Below are 16,032 nucleotides of genomic sequence, written 5' to 3'. Positions count from 1 at the left end.
GCCGAACCCTACCATTGCGCCGCGCGCACTTGCGCCACCAGGCGGCGCAATTCCGGCTCGAGCGCACGGTCCTGCACGATCAGCGGAATCGCTTCCTGCAACCGGTCCACCAGCGGCCGCAGCGGCTGCGGCAGCGCGTACCCGGTGCGCAGACGCAGCGCCAGGCCCTGGCGCACCGCGATCAGCATGGCGGCGGCGACCTGCTCGGCGAGTTCCAGCACGCGCAGGCAATCGCGGCTGGCAATGGTGCCCATGCTGACCTTGTCCTGGTTGTGGCATTCGGTCGAGCGCGAGAACGCGGTGGCCGGCATGGTGTGCTTGAGCGCCTCCGCGGTCCAGGCCGACACGCCGATCTGTACCGCCTTCAGGCCGTGATTCAGCGCCGCGTCGGCGCCGGTGGCGCCCGACAGGTTGGCCGGCAGGCCGTTGTTGTAGCGCGTGTCCACCAGGGTCGCGAGCTGGCGGTCCATCAGGTCGGCGACGCTGGCGACCGCCGTCTTCAGCGCATCCATGGCGAAGGCGATATGACCGCCGTAGAAGTGCCCGCCATGCAGCACGCGTTCTTCATCGGGCTCGACCAGCGGGTTGTCGTTGGCGCTGTTCAGTTCGGTCTCGATCCAGCGCCGCGACCAGTCGAGCGCATCTTCCAGCACGCCGATCACATGCGGCGCGCAGCGCAGCGAGTAGCGGTCCTGCAGCCGGCTGGCGTGCCGCGGCGCGCGCGAGTCGCCCAGCAGCATGCGGATGCGACGTGCGGCGCGCTGCTGGCCAGGATGCGGCTTGGCATCGAACAACGCCGCATCGTAGTGATAGGGATTGCCGTCCACCGCTGCCACGGCCGCGGCGGTGAGCGTGGCCGCGAGCCCGGCCAGGCTCGCGGCGCGCTGCCACGCGAGGCAGGCCAGGCCGGTCATCACCGCGGTGCCGTTCATGATCGCCAGCGCTTCCTTGGGGCGCAGCCGCAGCGGCTCGCGCCCGATCGCGGCGAGCGCCTCGGCAGCCGGCTGGCGGCGGCCCTGGTGGACCACTTCGCGCTCGCCGCACAGCGCGGCGGCAACGTACGACAGCGGCGTCAGGTCGCCGCTGGCGCCGACCGAGCCCTCGGCGGGAATGCAAGGCAGCACGTCGTGAGCCAGGAACGCGGCCAGCTGCTCCAGCAGTGCGGGGCTCACCGCGGAATAGCCCTGGCACAGCGAGGCCAGCCGCGCCGCGAGCACGGCACGGGTCTCGCCCGCGTCCAGCAAGCGGCCCATGCCGCAGCCGTGGAAGGTGTACAGGTGCACCGGCAGCTCGTACGCGCGTGCGACCGGGACGGTGGTCTCGCACGAGTCGCCATACCCCGTGGTCACGCCGTAGACGCGGCCGTCTTCCTGCAGCAGGCGGTCCAGGAAGGCCATGCCGCGCGTGATGCGCGCGCGGAAGGCGGGCGCATCGGACAGCGCCGGCGTGGCGCTGCGGCGCGCCAGCGCGGCCACAGCCTCGATGGTCAGGGGCGTGCCGTCGAAGACAACCTGCGCGGCAACAGCGGCGGATTCGAGGGCATCCAGCCCAGCGTGTTCAGACATCGGTTCAGGCATTCATCGTTGCAGCGGCACGAACGAGCCGCCAGTAGCGCGGGGCCGGCAGTGCGGGCGCCGCCAGGGCATGCATGTCGGCACCGCAGAGTGCGAGCACTTGGCCGTTGAGGAGCCAGGTGCAGGCGTTGGCGCTGTTGGCATCGGCGGCCGCTTCAAGGCTGAGGCCGTGGCCCAGCATGCTGGCAAACAAGCCGCCGCCGTGGTATTTGATCCCGGCTTCCTTCAGGGTCCAGGCATGCGTGAAGCGCTGCACGGCATCCGCGGAGGCGGGCAGGTGGCTGGCAATGGCGGAGCGCTCGGCCGCCGTGGTGATCGCTTCATGGAGCGCGTCCAGTCCCTTGCGCGCGCGGCATGCCTCCAGGTCGAGCCCCAGCGGGGCGGTGCCCACCGCGCAGGCGACATGGTCGCCGCTGTGCGAGATCGACACGCTGGCCGGCGTGGGGCCGGATACGGCCGGCGCTTCGTCGGCGCCGGCCGACAGCGTCCAGTCCTGCCAGCGGCCGCCAAAGGCATCGGCCAGCAGCGAGCGCGCCAGCCGGCGGCCGGCGACAAACTGCGCGCTGCGCCGTGCCGATGGCATCGACGCCAGCCGCGCCAGTTCGCCGCCCGACAACCATGACTGCACGCCCGGTGCCGGCACGGCAAGTTCCGTCACGCACCCGATGCGCAGCCAGGTTGCCATGGCGCTTGCGTTACCGGGCGATCCTGGCGTAGGTGCCCTTCAGCGCCACGCCCACCACCACCGCGCCGGCGTGGCATTCATAGTCGGTCGGGCTGGCGACCTCGTTCTTCTTGTAGTAGCTGACGATGTCGACCACTGCGTTGGCGCCCTGCGCCTTGGCGGAATCCTGCAGCGCGATCAGTGCCGACAGCGCGGCCCAGCGGCAGCCGTCCTCGTCGCTCTTGCCCACGCCGTTGGTCTTGCGGTTGGAAACGCCCGAGTCGAAGCGCTCCAGCACCTTCGGCGTCTTCTGGCCGGACAGGTAGAAGCGGAAGGAATCGTCCAGCTTTTCCTTGGCCACCGGCATGTCGAGCACTTCCTGCAGCGGCAGCATGTACTTGGTGTCACGCGCGAGCGCCGGGGTCGACAGCAGCGCGCTGGCGCAGATCGTCATGGCAACGGCAGAGAGAGCGGATTTCATAGATCTTCCTTGTTCTTGGTTGGAGGGCGGTTGCAAGCCGGAAAGGACTTCAGTCTTCCCAACGGCGGAACACCAGCGAAGTGTTGATGCCGCCAAAGGCGAAGTTGTTGCTCATCACGTAGTCCGCATCCAGCCGGCGCGGCGCGTCCATGATGAAGTCGAGCGGCGCGCAGCGCGGGTCGGGCGTGCGCAGGTTCAGCGTGGGCGCGAACCAGCGGTCGCGCATCATCTCGATGGTCATCCACGCTTCCAGCGCGCCGCAGGCGCCCAGCGTATGGCCCATGTAGCTCTTGAGCGAGCTGATGGGGATGCCGGGGCCGAACACGGCGTGCGTGGCGTGAGACTCGGCGACGTCGCCGTGGTCGGTGGCGGTGCCGTGCGCGTTGACATAGCCGATGCGCTCCGGCGCCAGGCCCGCGTCTTCCAGCGCCAGGCGCATCGCCACGGCCATGGTTTCGGCCTTGGGCTGGGTCACGTGGGCGCCGTCGCTGTTGGTGCCGAAGCCGACGATCTCCGCCAGGATGCGGGCGCCGCGCGCCTGCGCATGCTCCAGCTCTTCGAGCAGCAGCGTGCCGGCGCCTTCGCCCAGCACCAGGCCGTCGCGGCCGCTGTCGAACGGGCGCGGCGTGGCCTGCGGGGTGTCGTTGCAGGTGCTGGTGGCAAAGAGGGTATCGAACACCGCGGCCTCGGTGGCGTCGAGCTCTTCCGCGCCGCCCGCCAGCATCGCGACCTGGCGGCCGCTGCGGATCGCTTCATACGCATAGCCGATGCCCTGGCTGCCCGAGGTGCAGGCGCTCGACGTGGTCACGATGCGGCCGGTGATGCCGAAGAACACGCCGATATTGACCGCGGTGGTGTGCGGCATCATGCGGATGTAGGTGGTCGCGCTGATGTCCTCGGTGGTGCGCTCGGTGCGCATGCGGCCGAACTCCGCCACCGCCTCGGGCGTGCCGGTGGAAGAGCCGTAGGCGACGCCGAGCTTGCCGCTCGCCAGCAGGGCGTCGCCGGCCAGGCCCGCGTCCTGCAGCGCCGCTTCGCTCGCCAGCACCGACATCAGCGCCACCTTGCCCATCGAGCGGGTCAGCTTGCGCGTATAGTGCGGCGGCAGCGCGGGCAAGGGCACGGGCGCGCCCAGCAGCGTGTTCAGGCCCTTGATGTCCTCCCATTGCACCATGCGCACCACCGCGCTGCGGCCCGCTTCCAGCGAACCGCGCACCGCTGCCCAGTCATTGCCCAGCGCGCAGACCGCACCGGCTCCGGTGACGACGACGCGCTTCATCCGAACATCCCCCCGTTGACCGAGATCACCTGGCGCGTGATATAGCCCGCGTCGGGCGACATCAGGAAGGCCACCGTGGCGGCGACTTCGTCGGGCGTGCCCAGGCGCCGCGCGGGGATCATGCGCAGCGCTTCGTCGCGCACGTGCGGCTCGACCATGTCGGTGTCGATCAGGCCGGGCGCGACGCAGTTGACGGTGATGGCGCGCTTGGCCAGCTCGATCGCCAGCGCCTTGGTAGCGCCGATGATGCCGGCCTTGGCGGCGCTGTAGTTGGCCTGGCCGCGGTTGCCGACCAGCCCCGACACCGACGAGAGCGTGACGATGCGCCCGGGCTGGCGGCGCTGCACCATGGGCATCACCACCGGGTTGAGCACGTTGTAGAAGGCGTCGAGGTTGGTGTGCACCACTTCGTCCCATTCCGCGCCGGTCATGGCCGGGAAGGCCGCGTCGCGTGCCAGTCCCGCGTTGCACACCACGCCGTAGTAGACGCCATGGGCGGCGATGTCGGCGAGCAGCGCGGCGGCGGCCTCCTCGCGATGAGCGACGTCGAAGCACACGACACGCGACTTGCGGCCGCACGCGCGCACCGCGTCGGCGACGGATTCGGCCTCTTCGCGGCGCGCGCGGCAGTGCACCGTCACGTCATAGCCGTCGCGGGCCAGCCGCAGGGCGATGGCGCGGCCGATGCCACGGGACGAGCCCGTGACCAGCACGGAGGGGTTGGTCATACCTGTTGTCCTTGCAGAAACGCCTGCGCATCCGCAGGCTGGAAGACGGAGACGTTGGCGCGCGCCACGTCGCGGCCATCGAGTGAAAGGCGGCAGGCAAACTGGCCCAGGCCGTTGTCGCCGGTCAGTTCGGCCTGCACGGCGACGGTCAGTACGCTGCCGAGCGGGAAGGCCGGCACGTCGCATTCATAGCGGCGCGAGCCGAGCAGGAAGCCGATCCCGGGCGGCCGCCCGGCGCGCCGGGCGCGCACGCCGGCCCATGCGGCGATGGCCTGGGCCATGTATTCGATGCCGACCCAGCCGGGCATGCCGGCGGCGTCGACGAAGAGCTGCGCGGGGCGCACCGTCGCCTGGGCGGTGCAGCCGTTGTCATCGGCATGCAAGAGCGCATCGAGCAGCAGCATGGCGCCGCCGTGGGGCACCACTTCACCGATCGGGGGCAGGGTTTGCGGGTCTTGCATGGTTATCCTTCTCCCAGCACCAGCACGCAGTTGCTGCCGCCAAATGCAAAGGAATGGCTCATCACGTAGCGCGGTGCGTGCCCCAGCGCGTTGCCGGGGCCGGCGATGTGCAGCGGCGGCAGCGCGGGGTCGGCGGCGCCGTCCCACCAGTGCGGCGGGAGCCGGCCGTGCGGGTTGCCGTCCAGCGTCAGCCACGCCAGTGCGGCTTCGATCGCGCCGGCGGCGCCGAGGGTGTGGCCGGTGAGCGGCTTGGTCGAGCTGACCGGCACGCCGTGGCCGAACACCTCGGCCACGGCGTGGGCTTCCATCACGTCGTTGGCAGGCGTGGCGGTGCCGTGCAGGTTGATGTAGTCGATCGCGCCGGCGCGCAGGCCCGCGCGCGCCAGCGCCTGCTGCATGGCCTGGCGCGCGCCCTTGCCGTGCGGGTCCGGCGCCGACACGTGGTAGGCGTCAGACGATTCGCCCCAGCCCGCCAGCCGCACCGGGCCCGGCTCGCGCGACATCAGGAACAGCGCCGCGCCTTCGCCCAGGTTGATGCCGTTGCGGTTGGCCGAGAGCGGGTTGCAGCGCGCCGCGCTGACCGACTCCAGCGCGGAGAAGCCCGCCACGGTAAACGCGCACAGGGTATCGACGCCGCCGGCCAGCACCACGTCGGCAAGCCCGTGGCGCAGCAGGCGCGCGCCGGCCGCCATGGCCTTGGCGCTGGACGAGCAGGCGGTCGAGATCGTGTACGCCGGGCCGCGCACACCCAGCTCGCCGGCCAGGAAGACTGCCGGCGAGCCCAGTTCCTGCTGCCCGTAGTGGTAGCCCCGCGGCTGCGCACCGGTGCGCAACTGCTGCTGCGCCGCCAGTTCGCCTTCGCGGATGCCGGAGGTGCTGGTACCCATCACGATTGCCACGCGCGCCGGTCCGACGCGGGCGATGGCATCGTCCACGGCCGCGCGCACCTGTGCCAGCGCGTCGAGCAGCATGGCGTTGTTGCGGCTGCGATGGGCGGGCCGGGTTTGCACGGGGATGGCGTGGCCGGGCACGCCATCCACGGTGCCGAGCAGCAGCTCGCGGCCGGGGCTGTAGCGGTCGGTCACCGTGCCCGCCTGCGGTGCGTCGGCGTGAAGCATGGCTTGGCGTACTGCCTGCCGGCCGCGCCCCAAGGCGCAGGTAAGGCCGACGGTGTTCAGGAATGCCGTCATGCGTCACCACCCTGGGTGGACGCCGACGGCAGCGTGCGGATGGTCAGCCGGTAGCCGTCGCGGTATTGCGTGAACACGGTCGTGGCAGCGTCGGGAAAGCGGACCTCCGCGACAGTCTCGTGGTCCTGCCGCAGGCGGCGCAGCGCCGGCGTGTCGTCGAGGCTCCATCCGCCCGGCAGCGCCTCACGGATCGCTGCGGCGGGCCACAGCGACAGCTGCAGGTCGCTCAGGATGCGCTCGGGCTGCAATTCCGCCGGGGCCCAGGGCGAGCGTACCGCCTTCAGCTCGCTGCCGTCCCAGTCCAGCCGCGCGAGCACCTGCCCGCCAGCCACCGCAGCCAGGCGCGTGCGGGCGGCGTCGGCTTCGAGCAGCGCCAGTAATTCGTGCCGCTCGGTGCGGCCGTGCTTTGCATATTCGACCGTGATGTGCTGCTGCAGCCTGAGCTCGCGCTGCAATGATGCCGGCGGCAGGCGCAGCAGCGCCGGGCCGGGGGCAGCCGCGGCGCGCGGGGACGTCCCCGGCGCCGCGGGGCCGGCACAGCCGGCCGCCAGCGCCGCGCACAGCAGCAAGGCGGAGAGCGCGGGACGGGTCATCACACGCGGCAGAATTCTTCCAGCACCGCCAGGCGGCGGCGCGGCTCGGCGACGAAGGGATTGTTGCGGTCCCAGGCGTAGCCGGCCAGGATTGCCGAGATCATGTTGCGGATCTCGGGCGTGGCATTGGGATGGAAGATCAGCTTCTGGAAGCGGCCCTCGTACCAGGCCTCGACATAGACGCGGAAGCAGTCGACGCCGGCCTTGAGCGGCTGCGCAAAGTCCTTTTCCCAGTCGACGGTGCCACCGCCGAGCTGGCGCACCAGGCATTGCGCCGCCAGGCTGGCCGACTTGAACGCAATGGTGACGCCCGAGGAGAAGACCGGGTCGAGGAATTCGCCGGCATTGCCGAGCAGCGCATAGCCGTTGCCCCAGAGCGACTTCACATTGGCCGAGTAGCCGGCGATCTGCCGCGCCGGGGTGTCCCACTGCGCGTCCGCCAGCAGCCTGGCCAGGCCCGGTTCTTCCGAGACGAGCGCCTGCAGCCGCTCGGTCTCGGTGCCGGTGTAGCGGTCCAGGAACGCCTTCTCGGCCACCACGCCCTGCGAGCAACGGCCATCCGAGAACGGGATGGTCCAGTACCAGACGTCCTGGTGCTGCGGATGCACGCTGATCAGGATCTTGTTGCGGTCGAAGGTGCCGGTCGGGATGCGGTCTTCCACGTGCGTGAAGATCGCGCTGCGCACCGGGAATCCCGAAGGCGTTTCCAGCTTGAGCAGGCGCGGCAGGATGCGTCCGAAGCCAGAGGCGTCGAGCAGGAATTTCGCCTGCACGATGTACCGGCTGCCGTCAGGCGCGCGCACCGTCACGCGAGGCTGGGCGCCGCTGACGTCGACATCCTCGACCAGGTGCGAGAAACGCACCTCGGCGCCCTGGCGCGCGGCTTCGCGGATCAGCACATCGTCAAAGCGCGCGCGCTGCACTTGGTAAGTGGTGCCCCAGCCCGGCGAGAACTTGTCGCGGAAATCGAACGCGGTGTGCTGCCCGTCGCGCGAGAACGCCGCGCCGTTCTTGTACTGGAAGCCGGCTTCCACCACGGCGCGCAGCATGCCGGCTTCCTCGATATAAGCCATGCTCTGCGGCAGCAGGCTTTCTCCGATCGAAAAGCGGGGAAAGGTTTCTTTCTCGATCACCAGCACCGGAATGCCATGCTTGCGCAGCAGCCCGGCCGCGACCGAGCCAGCCGGCCCGGCGCCGATGATGACGACATCTGTGGTTTCCGTATTCATAAGCTTCGATTCTTCCAATACAGTGGGCCTGCGCGGTGTCTTGCGTCAGGCATGGCCATGCGCGGCCGGCGGGCGGAACCATGGCGACAGCACCCAGACGGCACCGACGCCGGCCAGCATGGTGACGCCGAACGCATGCAGCGCCGGCGTGGACGACAGCCCCAGCAGGCCGAAGGCCAGCAGCGTGCTGGCCGCGCCGAGCACGATCGCGGTCCAGGAGACGCCGTCGCCGGGGTGTTCCAGCAGAAAGATGCCATAGTCGACGCCGACGCCGAGCAGCAGCGCCAGCGCCAGCACCGGGAACAGTTGCAGCGGCACGTGCAGCCAGCCCAGCAGCGCCACGCTGAACAGGCCCGCCAGCAGCGTCGGCACCAGCGCGCGCCATGACGCGCGGCCGTAGCGCCAGGCCAGCAGCACCGCGACCGCGGCGGCGCCGGCCAGCAGCAGCCAGCTCATCAGCACGCGGTAATGGTGCAGCAAGCCGGACAGGTCCGCCACCCGGTCGACCCATTCGACACCTGGCACCCCCGCCACCGCGGCCTGCACCGCGGGCATGGTGCGGGGATCGTCCAGGCCGCGCAGCAGCATCACGCTGGCATGGCTGCCGTCCCGGCTTTCGCGGCCCAGCCACAAATGGCGCAGGGCCTCGGACACCGGGTGTGCGAGCCAGTGCTGCAATGTCAGCACATCATCGGCGGGAGCCATGCCGCCAGCCGCCGGTGCCGCCGGTGCCGCCGTATGCAGCATACGGGCAACGCGCTCGCGCACCTGCCCTTCCAGTCCGGAGGCCAGTGCCGCATCGGCACGCTGCCGTGCCGCCGAGGGCACCCAGTCCGACACGGCGATAAACCCGTCGATGCCGCCCCTCGCGACGATGCCCGCCAGCGCCGCCTTGGCGGCTTCCTCGCGCTGCAGCACCTGGTCGGGCGACGCGCCGCGCACCAGCAGGAGCTGGGCGGGGCTGGGACTGCCGAGCAGGCGCCCGGCGGTGCGCTGTGCTTCGATCAGCGCCGGGGGCGAGCTCTGCAGCTGGCGCACGTCGTCCACCACGCGCACCTGCCACAGGCCCGGCACGATAAACGCGGCCAGCAACGCGCCCAGCACCAGTGTGCGGCGATCGGCCCCCACGCGCGGCCAGCGCGCCAGGCTGTCGGCCAGCCATGCCGACAGCGGTGTCGGGCGCAGGCTGCCGCGGTCGAGCAGCGGGAACCACAGCACCACGGTCAGGAAGGCGGCAGCCAGCCCGACCGCCGAGAACAGCGCCATCTGGCGCAGCCCCGGGAAAGGCGCGATGCCCAGCGCCAGGTAGGCGACCACGCTGGTCGCCAGCGCCAGCGTCATGCCCGGCAGCAGCATGCGCATCACCCCCGCGGGCGTGCGCCGCCGGTTGGCCTGCCGGGTCACGAAGTAGTGAATGCCGTAGTCTTCCGCCACGCCGACGAGGCTGGCGCCGAACACCAGCGTGATCAGGTGCACGCGGTCGAATACGGCGGCCGTCACGGAGATCGCGGCGGCGGTGCCGATGGCCAGCGACAGGGCCACCAGCAAGATCGGCCGCAGCGAGCGGAACGCCAGCCATACCAGCAGCAGCACCGCCGCCAGCGAGCCCAGCCCGATCACGTTCATCTCGAAGCTGGCCTGCGCCGCGGCGGCTTCGGCGTGCAGCGGGATGCCGGCCATCACCACGCGCACCGCACCGTGGCCGCTGCGCGCGCCTGCGCCGGCCGCGGCGAGCAGGTCGCCATAGTCCGTATCGCCGCTGACGGAGAAGGCGGGTTTGCCGATGCGGTAGGTCAGCAGCACCCACTGCAGGCCGTCGGCGCTGAAGGCCGCCAGGCCGTCGCGTTCACGCACGCGCGTCATGTCGGCGCGCGCCAGCCACCAGTCCTGCCACAGCCCGAGCGGATCGGCGGACCAGCCCGACAGCGAGGCGCCGGCGGCGAACTGGTACAGCCGCGCCAGCGCCTGCTGCGCCAGCGTGTCGGCATCGGCCCGGCCGAGCATGGCGCGCTGGGCGTCGGTCAGCAGGTGCTCGCGCCAGGGCCGGTAGAAGGCCAGCGCCGCGTCGAAATCGAAGGCGCCGATCTTGTCGACCGGGCGCAGCAGTTCGGGATGCATGCCGGTGGCCTGGCCGAAGCGCTGCGCGGCGGCGCGCGCCTGCTCCCAGTCAGGCGCGCCGACCAGCACGACGATCTCGCGCGAGACCCCGTCGGCCAGCTGGCGCAGCACGCGGTCGGCGGTGGCGGTGCGCTCGCTGCCAGGCAGCAGCGCCATGACATCGGTGTCGATGCGATCGCTGCGCCAGAAGCTGACCTGGTGCAGGGCCAGCGCCAGCACGGCCAGCAGCCAGCAAAACGCCAGCACGCGCGCCAACCCGCGCGCCAGCGGCGCCATGCGGGCGGGGCTGGCGTAGCTGGCGCTGGCCGGAGACTCTGCACGGCGGCTGCCGGCCATGCGGTGGGACGGCTCACTCAAAGCGCTGCGCCTCCGCCGCGGTGAGCCGCGCCGCCGCCGCCGGTCCGAGCAGCCGGATCTGGGTGGCGTCGCCACCGGCCTCATCCAGCCGGATGCTGCGCACGAAGCGGTCGCCGGCCAGCTCGATGCGCGCAAAGGCGCGCCGGATGCCGTTGTCGGTCGGCGTCAGCGTCAGCGCCCAGCCCTCCTTGCCGGTCAGCCGCGCATCGATGGCAAAGCGCGCCGACAGCGCCGACAGGTCGCCGCGCAGCACCGCGATCATCGATTCGCCGACCACGCGCATGGCCGGCTGCGCATCGGCCGCCAGGCGCTGCTGCACTTGTCCGTCGGCGCCGCGCACCACCAGCTGCGTGGGCGTGACCAGCAGGCTCGACACGATCGGCTCGCGCGTGGCCCACGCCAGCCCGCGCTCGCGCGCCAGCACGAAATCGCCGCGCGATACCAGCGGGCTGGCAAAGCCCGCCAGCTGGCGGCGCTGCTCGAAGCGGCCGTGGATCACCGGCGCATCGGCCAGCCGGGCCGCGATGGCGTCCAGGGTGTCCTGCGCGCGTTCCGCGCCATGGACCGGCCACGCGGGCAGGCACGCGGCACCCATCGCCGCGAGCAAGGTACGGCGCCTCATCGCTGCACCCCCAGCCGCTCCCACAGCACCGGCGGGCATTCGTAGCACATCTCGCCGGTGCGCATGTCCACCGCCACCTGCACCGAATAGCCCTTGGTCAGGCGCTCGCCGGTGGCGGCATCGCGCAGCAGGTAGTCGATCTTGAGCCGGTTCTCCCATTCGACGATGGTGGCGCGCACGGTCACCGCCTGGCCGTAGACCAGCGGCCGCACGTAGCGCAGGCGCAGGTCGACCACCGGCCAGGCATAGCCGGAGTCGCGCATGGCGGGGTAGTCATAGGCAAAGCGGGCCAGCAGTGCGCATCGCGCCTGCTCCAGGTAGCGCACGTAGTTGCCGTGCCAGACCACGTCCATCGGGTCGAGGTCGTGGAAGGCGGGGCGCAGGGTGATTTCGTGACTGAGGTCCTGGGTCATGGCATGGTGGGGTTCGATCGCTGGCTTTGCGCACGGCCGGCGCCAGCCTCCGGATCGGCCCAGAAATCGTAGAAATTGAACCAGTCGTACGGCGACAGCACCAGCAGCTGCGCCAGCCAGTCGGCGTAGCTGCGGGCATAGCCGGCCAGCGCATCGGCGCGGCTGGCGCGCGGCAGCCGTACTTCGCGCGCCAGCTCGGTAAAGCGCAGCAGGTGGCCGTCGCCGTGGCGGATGCAGCCCATCGCGAACAGGGGGCAGTCCAGCAACGCGGCCAGCACGTAGGGCCCGACCGGGAAGCGCGCCGGCGCGCCCAGGAACGGCACGCTGACCGCGCGCCCGCCATGGGCCGGCGCGCGGTCGCCGGCGATCGCCACGAACTCGCCGGCGCGGACCTTGTCGGCCAGCTCCTGCGCGGTCGCGGGCGAGATCTCGTCGACCTGGTAAAGCTGCAGCGTGGCGCCGGGGTCGATACGGGCAAGGATGCGGTTGAAGCGCTGTGCGTGCGCGGTATGGACCAGCACGGTCAGGCGCAGGCCGGCACGGTGGCGCGCCAGCACCCGGCACAGCTCCAGGCAGCCCATGTGCGCGGTGACGATGATGCCGCCGCGGCCGCTTTCGATCTGGCGCAGCATCACCTCGGCGCCTTCGCGCGTGACGTTGCCGAAGGCATAGCGGCCGCCGATCGCGAGCAGCTTGTCGAGCAGCGTGTCGGCGAAGGCGTAAAGGTGGCGCAGGGTCTGGCGCGCGCCCGGTGCCGTGCCGGCCGCGCCGGTGGCCCGATGAACGCGACGCAGGTAGTCCAGCGATGCACGCCGGGCCGCGCCGTGCGCGAGCCAGTAGTACGTCACCACCGGATACAGCACTGCGCGGAACGCCAGGCGGCCGAACAGGCGGTGGATTGCGTACAGGCACCACACGCCCCATACGCAGGTGGCCTCGCCGATGCGGCTCCAGTGGCGCGTGGTGGCAGGGGCGGCAGGGGGTGGGGGCATCCCCGGTGCGGTCATGCTCATGCCAGCTTGCGTCCCACCAGTATGGGCAGGCGCCGCAGCATGCCGAAGAACAGGCGCGTGTGCATCCACGAGATGCGCAGGTTGTCGCGCCAGACGCGGAAATGCGACACGCCGTCGCTGGGGTAGGTGACCGGCGTCGGGATGTTGAGGATGCGCACGCCGCGCCAGGCGAGTCGTACCAGGATCTCGATATCGAACTCCATGCGCGGTCCGATCCGGCTGGCGCGCGTGACGGGAACCGCTTCGGCAAGCGGATAGACGCGCAGCCCGCACATCGAGTCGCGCACGGCGAACGAGAGCGTATGCACCCACACCCACACATGGGTCAGGTAGCGCCCGATCAGCCGGGCGCGCGGCACCGAGGCGTCATAGACCGGGTTGCCGCACACCATGGCTGCGGGGTGGCGCCGCGCCAGGTCCAGGAAGGCGGGAATGCAGCCGGCATCGTGCTGCCCGTCGGCGTCGATCTGCAGGGCATGGGTGTAGCCGCCGCGCAAGGCAGCCTCGAAGCCGGCGGTCACGGCGGCGCCCTTGCCCTGGTTGCGTGCCAGCCTGACCAGCGTGACGCGGGCTGCATGGCGGTCGGCCAGCGTGCGCAACACCTGCGCGCAACCTGCGTCGCTGCCATCGTCGACCAGCAGGCACGGCACCGGGTGTGCCAGGATGGCCTCGACCATGGCGCCGATGGCGCGCTCGTGGTTGTAGACCGGCACCACCACCACGGGCCGGAAGGCAGTGCCGGCGTCAGCCATGCTCGCTCCTGAAGACGATGCGGCCGCTGGCGTGCGGGCCGGCCGCGGAACTCAGCCGGAATGCCAGCACCAGCTTGTCGGCCTGCCAGTCGAGGTCCAGCCGCACTTGCATGCCGGGCCGGATGATGCCCTGGAACTTCAGCACGTCGAGCCGCGCGAAGCGCTCGCGCGGCGGCACGGGCAGGCGCTGCGGCGCGAGCGCCATGACCCAGTCCACCTGCGCCACGCCGGGCACGATCGGCGTGCCGGGGAAGTGCCCGTCGAAGATGGCGAGATGCTCGCCCACGTCCAGCAGCGCCGCCGCGCGCTGGGCATCGCGCTCGATCCACGTGGCGCGCGGCAGGGTCTGGCGGAACAGCTCGCGCAGCATGGCCTCGGTGGTCTTGCCCTGCGTGTTCGCCGGCAGGGCGCCGGCGGCCAGGTGCCAGCGGCGCGGCAGCGCCAGCGGGTCGACCTTGCCGGCCACCGCAGCCTTGAGCGCGGCGAGCAGCGCGGCGCGGCCGCGATGCTGGCCAGAGCCGGCCAGCATGGCGGCGCCCGCCTGGCTCGGCACGACGGCCGCCGCCACGCGCGCGCCCACGTCCAGGTCGATCAGCACGACGCGGGCCTCCTGCACCAGCGGCGACGCCGCCAGCGCCTGTTCGATGGCGGTCAGCGACACGCGCTTCTCTTCGATCTTGGCCACGCGGTCGGCGCGCCCCGCCAGCACGAAGCCGTGCTCGCCGTCGGCATGCGCCAGGTCGGCGCAGACATGCCAGCCGTGGTCGGGCAGGTGCGCGGGCAGGTGCGCGGGCAGGTGCGCGGAACGCACCGCGAGAAAGCCGTCCTGCAGGCGCCAGGCCACCCCCGGCAAGGCGGTCCAGCGGTCCTGCTGGCGCGCACGCTGGCGCCAGGCGATGCCACCGGTCTCGGAGCTGCCGAACACTTCGATCGGCGACTGGCCGAGATGGCGCAGTGCGTCGTCCGCCGCCGCGGGCGGAAGGGGCCCGCCCGACGAGAACACCGCGCGCACCACGGCACGCGCCGCGGCCCAGTCCAGCGCCTCGGGCATGCGGCGCAGGTGCGCCGGGCTGGTAACCAGCGCCGTCGGCACCGCCGCAGACGCGCTGCACGTGGCGACGATTTCCTCGTGGAAGGCCAGCCGCGCATGCGGCAGCGCACGGCCGGCCGCCAGCGGCCACAGCACGCAGAACAGCAGGCCGTAGATATGCTGGTGCGAAACCGTGGTCAGCAGCCGCACGTCATGCGGCAGCTGGGCACCGAAGGCGGCCTGGAGCGCGCCGGTTTCGGCATCGAGCTGTGCCAGGCGCTTGGCGATGGCCTCGGGCGCGCCGGTCGAGCCGGAGGTGAACAGCGTGATGGCGGCGTCGGCAGGCAGCAGCGGCCAGGCATCGCCGGCGGTGTCCGGTGCGGGCTGCAGCGCTTGCGGCAAGTCGCCGGCCCAGCCATCGCAATGGGCGCGCAACCGCTGCAGCGTATCGGGGCGCGTGTCGCCCGGCAGCACCACGTGCTTGCCTGCGTGCCAGGCGCCGAACAGCGCCGCGGCAAATTCCGGGGTCGACTCGAGATAGAGGGCCCAGCGTTCGCCCGGCGCGGCGGCGAACGCCGCGCGCCAGGCTGCGGCGCGTGCCAGCAGGCGGGCGGCGCCGGCATCGTGCTGGCGGGCCACGCGGTGCGCCAGCGCGGCCATGGCGCCGCGCACGCCGTGCCAGTTCTCGTGCGTGCCGGCCGGCAATTCAGTCATGGCGGCTCTCCGCCATCACCCGCTGCCGCACCAGCCACTCACCGGCGAACATGGCGCCGATCAGCACATAGGCAACGGCGCCGTTATAGACCGCCCAGGCCCGGTCGCTGGCAAACAGCGCGGTGCCGAGCGCGATCGCGCCATTGCCGCAAAAGAACAGGCACCACGCCACGGTAACCTTGCGCGTGTAGGCAACGCCGGTGCGCGACAGCGAGGGTTCGCGCAGTCGTGCCAGCCGTTCCACGATGCTGGGCGGACGCCACAGGCTCCAGCCGAATACGGCCAGCAGCACGGCGTTGACCAGCGCGGGGTAGAGCTTGAGCGGCATGGCGTCGTCCGAGGCCAGCACCGCCAGCGCAGCGGCGCCGGCGGCCAGCGCCATGGGCCACCACCCGGCCTGCCTGGCCGCGGCCAGGCGCAGCGCCATCAATGCGATCAGCAGCAGGGCCACCATGCGCGGTGGCCAGTACTGCAGGCCGGCATAGACCATGACCGGGTAGCACAGCGTCAGCGCCACCAGGCTCCAGTTGCGCCATGCCATCAGGCGGTCGCGGCGGAATCGGAATCGATCAGCAGCGCCAGCGCCTGCACCACGTCCTCGATGGTGCGCACGGACTTGAATTGCTCGGGCTTGAGCGGCTTGTCGAGCATCGGCTTGAGCTTGACCAGCAGGTCGACGGCGTCGATGCTGTCGATGTCCAGGTCTTCATACAGCCGGGCTTCCGGGCGGATACGGTCGGCGTCGATTTCGAACGAGTCCTGCAGGACTGCCGCAATGCGCGCAAAGATTTCGTCGTGGGTCATGGCCATGCCT

17 protein-coding genes are annotated in these 16,032 nt (G+C 71.4%); all 17 read right to left on the bottom strand.

What is annotated here, in order from left to right; all coding sequences use genetic code 11:
• Positions 1-8: 8 nt before the first annotated feature.
• From JTE92_RS12050 to JTE92_RS11970, 17 genes are read right to left on the bottom strand one after another with little or no spacing between them, the layout of a single operon-like run.
• Positions 9-1,565 carry an HAL/PAL/TAL family ammonia-lyase gene (locus tag JTE92_RS12050; protein WP_084254470.1) on the bottom strand — a complete coding sequence of 519 codons (1,557 nt, stop codon included), beginning with the start codon at positions 1,563-1,565 and terminating at the stop codon, positions 9-11.
• Positions 1,566-1,569: 4 nt separating this feature from the next.
• On the bottom strand, positions 1,570-2,259 hold the full coding sequence (locus JTE92_RS12045) for a 4'-phosphopantetheinyl transferase family protein (protein ID WP_063237602.1): 690 nt from the start codon (positions 2,257-2,259) through the stop codon (positions 1,570-1,572).
• A 10-nt stretch (positions 2,260-2,269) separates the two neighbouring features.
• Positions 2,270-2,719, bottom strand: a complete 450-nt coding sequence (locus tag JTE92_RS12040) for a hypothetical protein (RefSeq protein WP_063237601.1) — start codon at positions 2,717-2,719, stop codon at positions 2,270-2,272.
• A 49-nt stretch (positions 2,720-2,768) separates the two neighbouring features.
• On the bottom strand, positions 2,769-3,998 hold the full coding sequence (locus tag JTE92_RS12035) for a beta-ketoacyl-ACP synthase (RefSeq protein ID WP_063237600.1): 1,230 nt from the start codon (positions 3,996-3,998) through the stop codon (positions 2,769-2,771).
• The gene (gene fabG, locus JTE92_RS12030; protein WP_063237599.1) at positions 3,995-4,726 is read right to left on the bottom strand and encodes a 3-oxoacyl-ACP reductase FabG; all 732 of its coding nucleotides are present in this window, start codon (positions 4,724-4,726) and stop codon (positions 3,995-3,997) included. Before fabG ends, JTE92_RS12035 begins: the two co-directional genes overlap by 4 nt.
• A complete protein-coding gene (locus JTE92_RS12025; RefSeq protein ID WP_063237598.1) occupies positions 4,723-5,187 on the bottom strand; it encodes a hotdog family protein in 465 nt (154 codons plus the stop codon). The genes fabG and JTE92_RS12025 overlap by 4 nt, the downstream gene beginning before the upstream one ends.
• A 2-nt stretch (positions 5,188-5,189) precedes the next feature.
• Positions 5,190-6,377 (bottom strand): beta-ketoacyl-ACP synthase, encoded by a 1,188-nt coding sequence (locus JTE92_RS12020; RefSeq protein ID WP_063237597.1) that lies wholly within the window; start codon positions 6,375-6,377, stop codon positions 5,190-5,192.
• Complete coding sequence (locus JTE92_RS12015) at positions 6,374-6,970, bottom strand: DUF3261 domain-containing protein (protein WP_063237596.1); 597 nt, start codon at positions 6,968-6,970, stop codon at positions 6,374-6,376. Before JTE92_RS12015 ends, JTE92_RS12020 begins: the two co-directional genes overlap by 4 nt.
• The gene (locus JTE92_RS12010; protein WP_063237595.1) at positions 6,970-8,199 is read right to left on the bottom strand and encodes an NAD(P)/FAD-dependent oxidoreductase; all 1,230 of its coding nucleotides are present in this window, start codon (positions 8,197-8,199) and stop codon (positions 6,970-6,972) included. Before JTE92_RS12010 ends, JTE92_RS12015 begins: the two co-directional genes overlap by 1 nt.
• Before the next feature lie 45 nt (positions 8,200-8,244).
• Complete coding sequence (locus JTE92_RS12005; RefSeq protein WP_239477787.1) at positions 8,245-10,674, bottom strand: MMPL family transporter; 2,430 nt, start codon at positions 10,672-10,674, stop codon at positions 8,245-8,247.
• On the bottom strand, positions 10,667-11,296 hold the full coding sequence (locus tag JTE92_RS12000) for a LolA family protein (protein ID WP_063237594.1): 630 nt from the start codon (positions 11,294-11,296) through the stop codon (positions 10,667-10,669). The genes JTE92_RS12005 and JTE92_RS12000 overlap by 8 nt, the downstream gene beginning before the upstream one ends.
• Complete coding sequence (locus tag JTE92_RS11995) at positions 11,293-11,709, bottom strand: acyl-CoA thioesterase (RefSeq protein WP_063237593.1); 417 nt, start codon at positions 11,707-11,709, stop codon at positions 11,293-11,295. Before JTE92_RS11995 ends, JTE92_RS12000 begins: the two co-directional genes overlap by 4 nt.
• Positions 11,706-12,722, bottom strand: a complete 1,017-nt coding sequence (locus tag JTE92_RS11990) for a lysophospholipid acyltransferase family protein (RefSeq protein ID WP_239477786.1) — start codon at positions 12,720-12,722, stop codon at positions 11,706-11,708. Before JTE92_RS11990 ends, JTE92_RS11995 begins: the two co-directional genes overlap by 4 nt.
• A complete protein-coding gene (locus JTE92_RS11985; protein WP_063237591.1) occupies positions 12,719-13,474 on the bottom strand; it encodes a glycosyltransferase family 2 protein in 756 nt (251 codons plus the stop codon). Before JTE92_RS11985 ends, JTE92_RS11990 begins: the two co-directional genes overlap by 4 nt.
• Positions 13,467-15,218 (bottom strand): ApeI family dehydratase, encoded by a 1,752-nt coding sequence (locus JTE92_RS11980; protein ID WP_084254468.1) that lies wholly within the window; start codon positions 15,216-15,218, stop codon positions 13,467-13,469. The genes JTE92_RS11985 and JTE92_RS11980 overlap by 8 nt, the downstream gene beginning before the upstream one ends.
• A complete protein-coding gene (locus JTE92_RS11975) occupies positions 15,211-15,759 on the bottom strand; it encodes a COG4648 family protein (RefSeq protein WP_063237590.1) in 549 nt (182 codons plus the stop codon). The genes JTE92_RS11980 and JTE92_RS11975 overlap by 8 nt, the downstream gene beginning before the upstream one ends.
• Positions 15,759-16,022 carry an acyl carrier protein gene (locus tag JTE92_RS11970; RefSeq protein WP_063237777.1) on the bottom strand — a complete coding sequence of 88 codons (264 nt, stop codon included), beginning with the start codon at positions 16,020-16,022 and terminating at the stop codon, positions 15,759-15,761. The genes JTE92_RS11975 and JTE92_RS11970 overlap by 1 nt, the downstream gene beginning before the upstream one ends.
• Positions 16,023-16,032: the final 10 nt, after the last annotated feature.

The sequence above is a fragment of the Cupriavidus oxalaticus genome, from assembly GCF_016894385.1.
Classification (GTDB): Bacteria; Pseudomonadota; Gammaproteobacteria; order Burkholderiales; family Burkholderiaceae; genus Cupriavidus; species Cupriavidus oxalaticus.
This window is presented reverse-complemented; position numbering and strand designations above follow the sequence as displayed.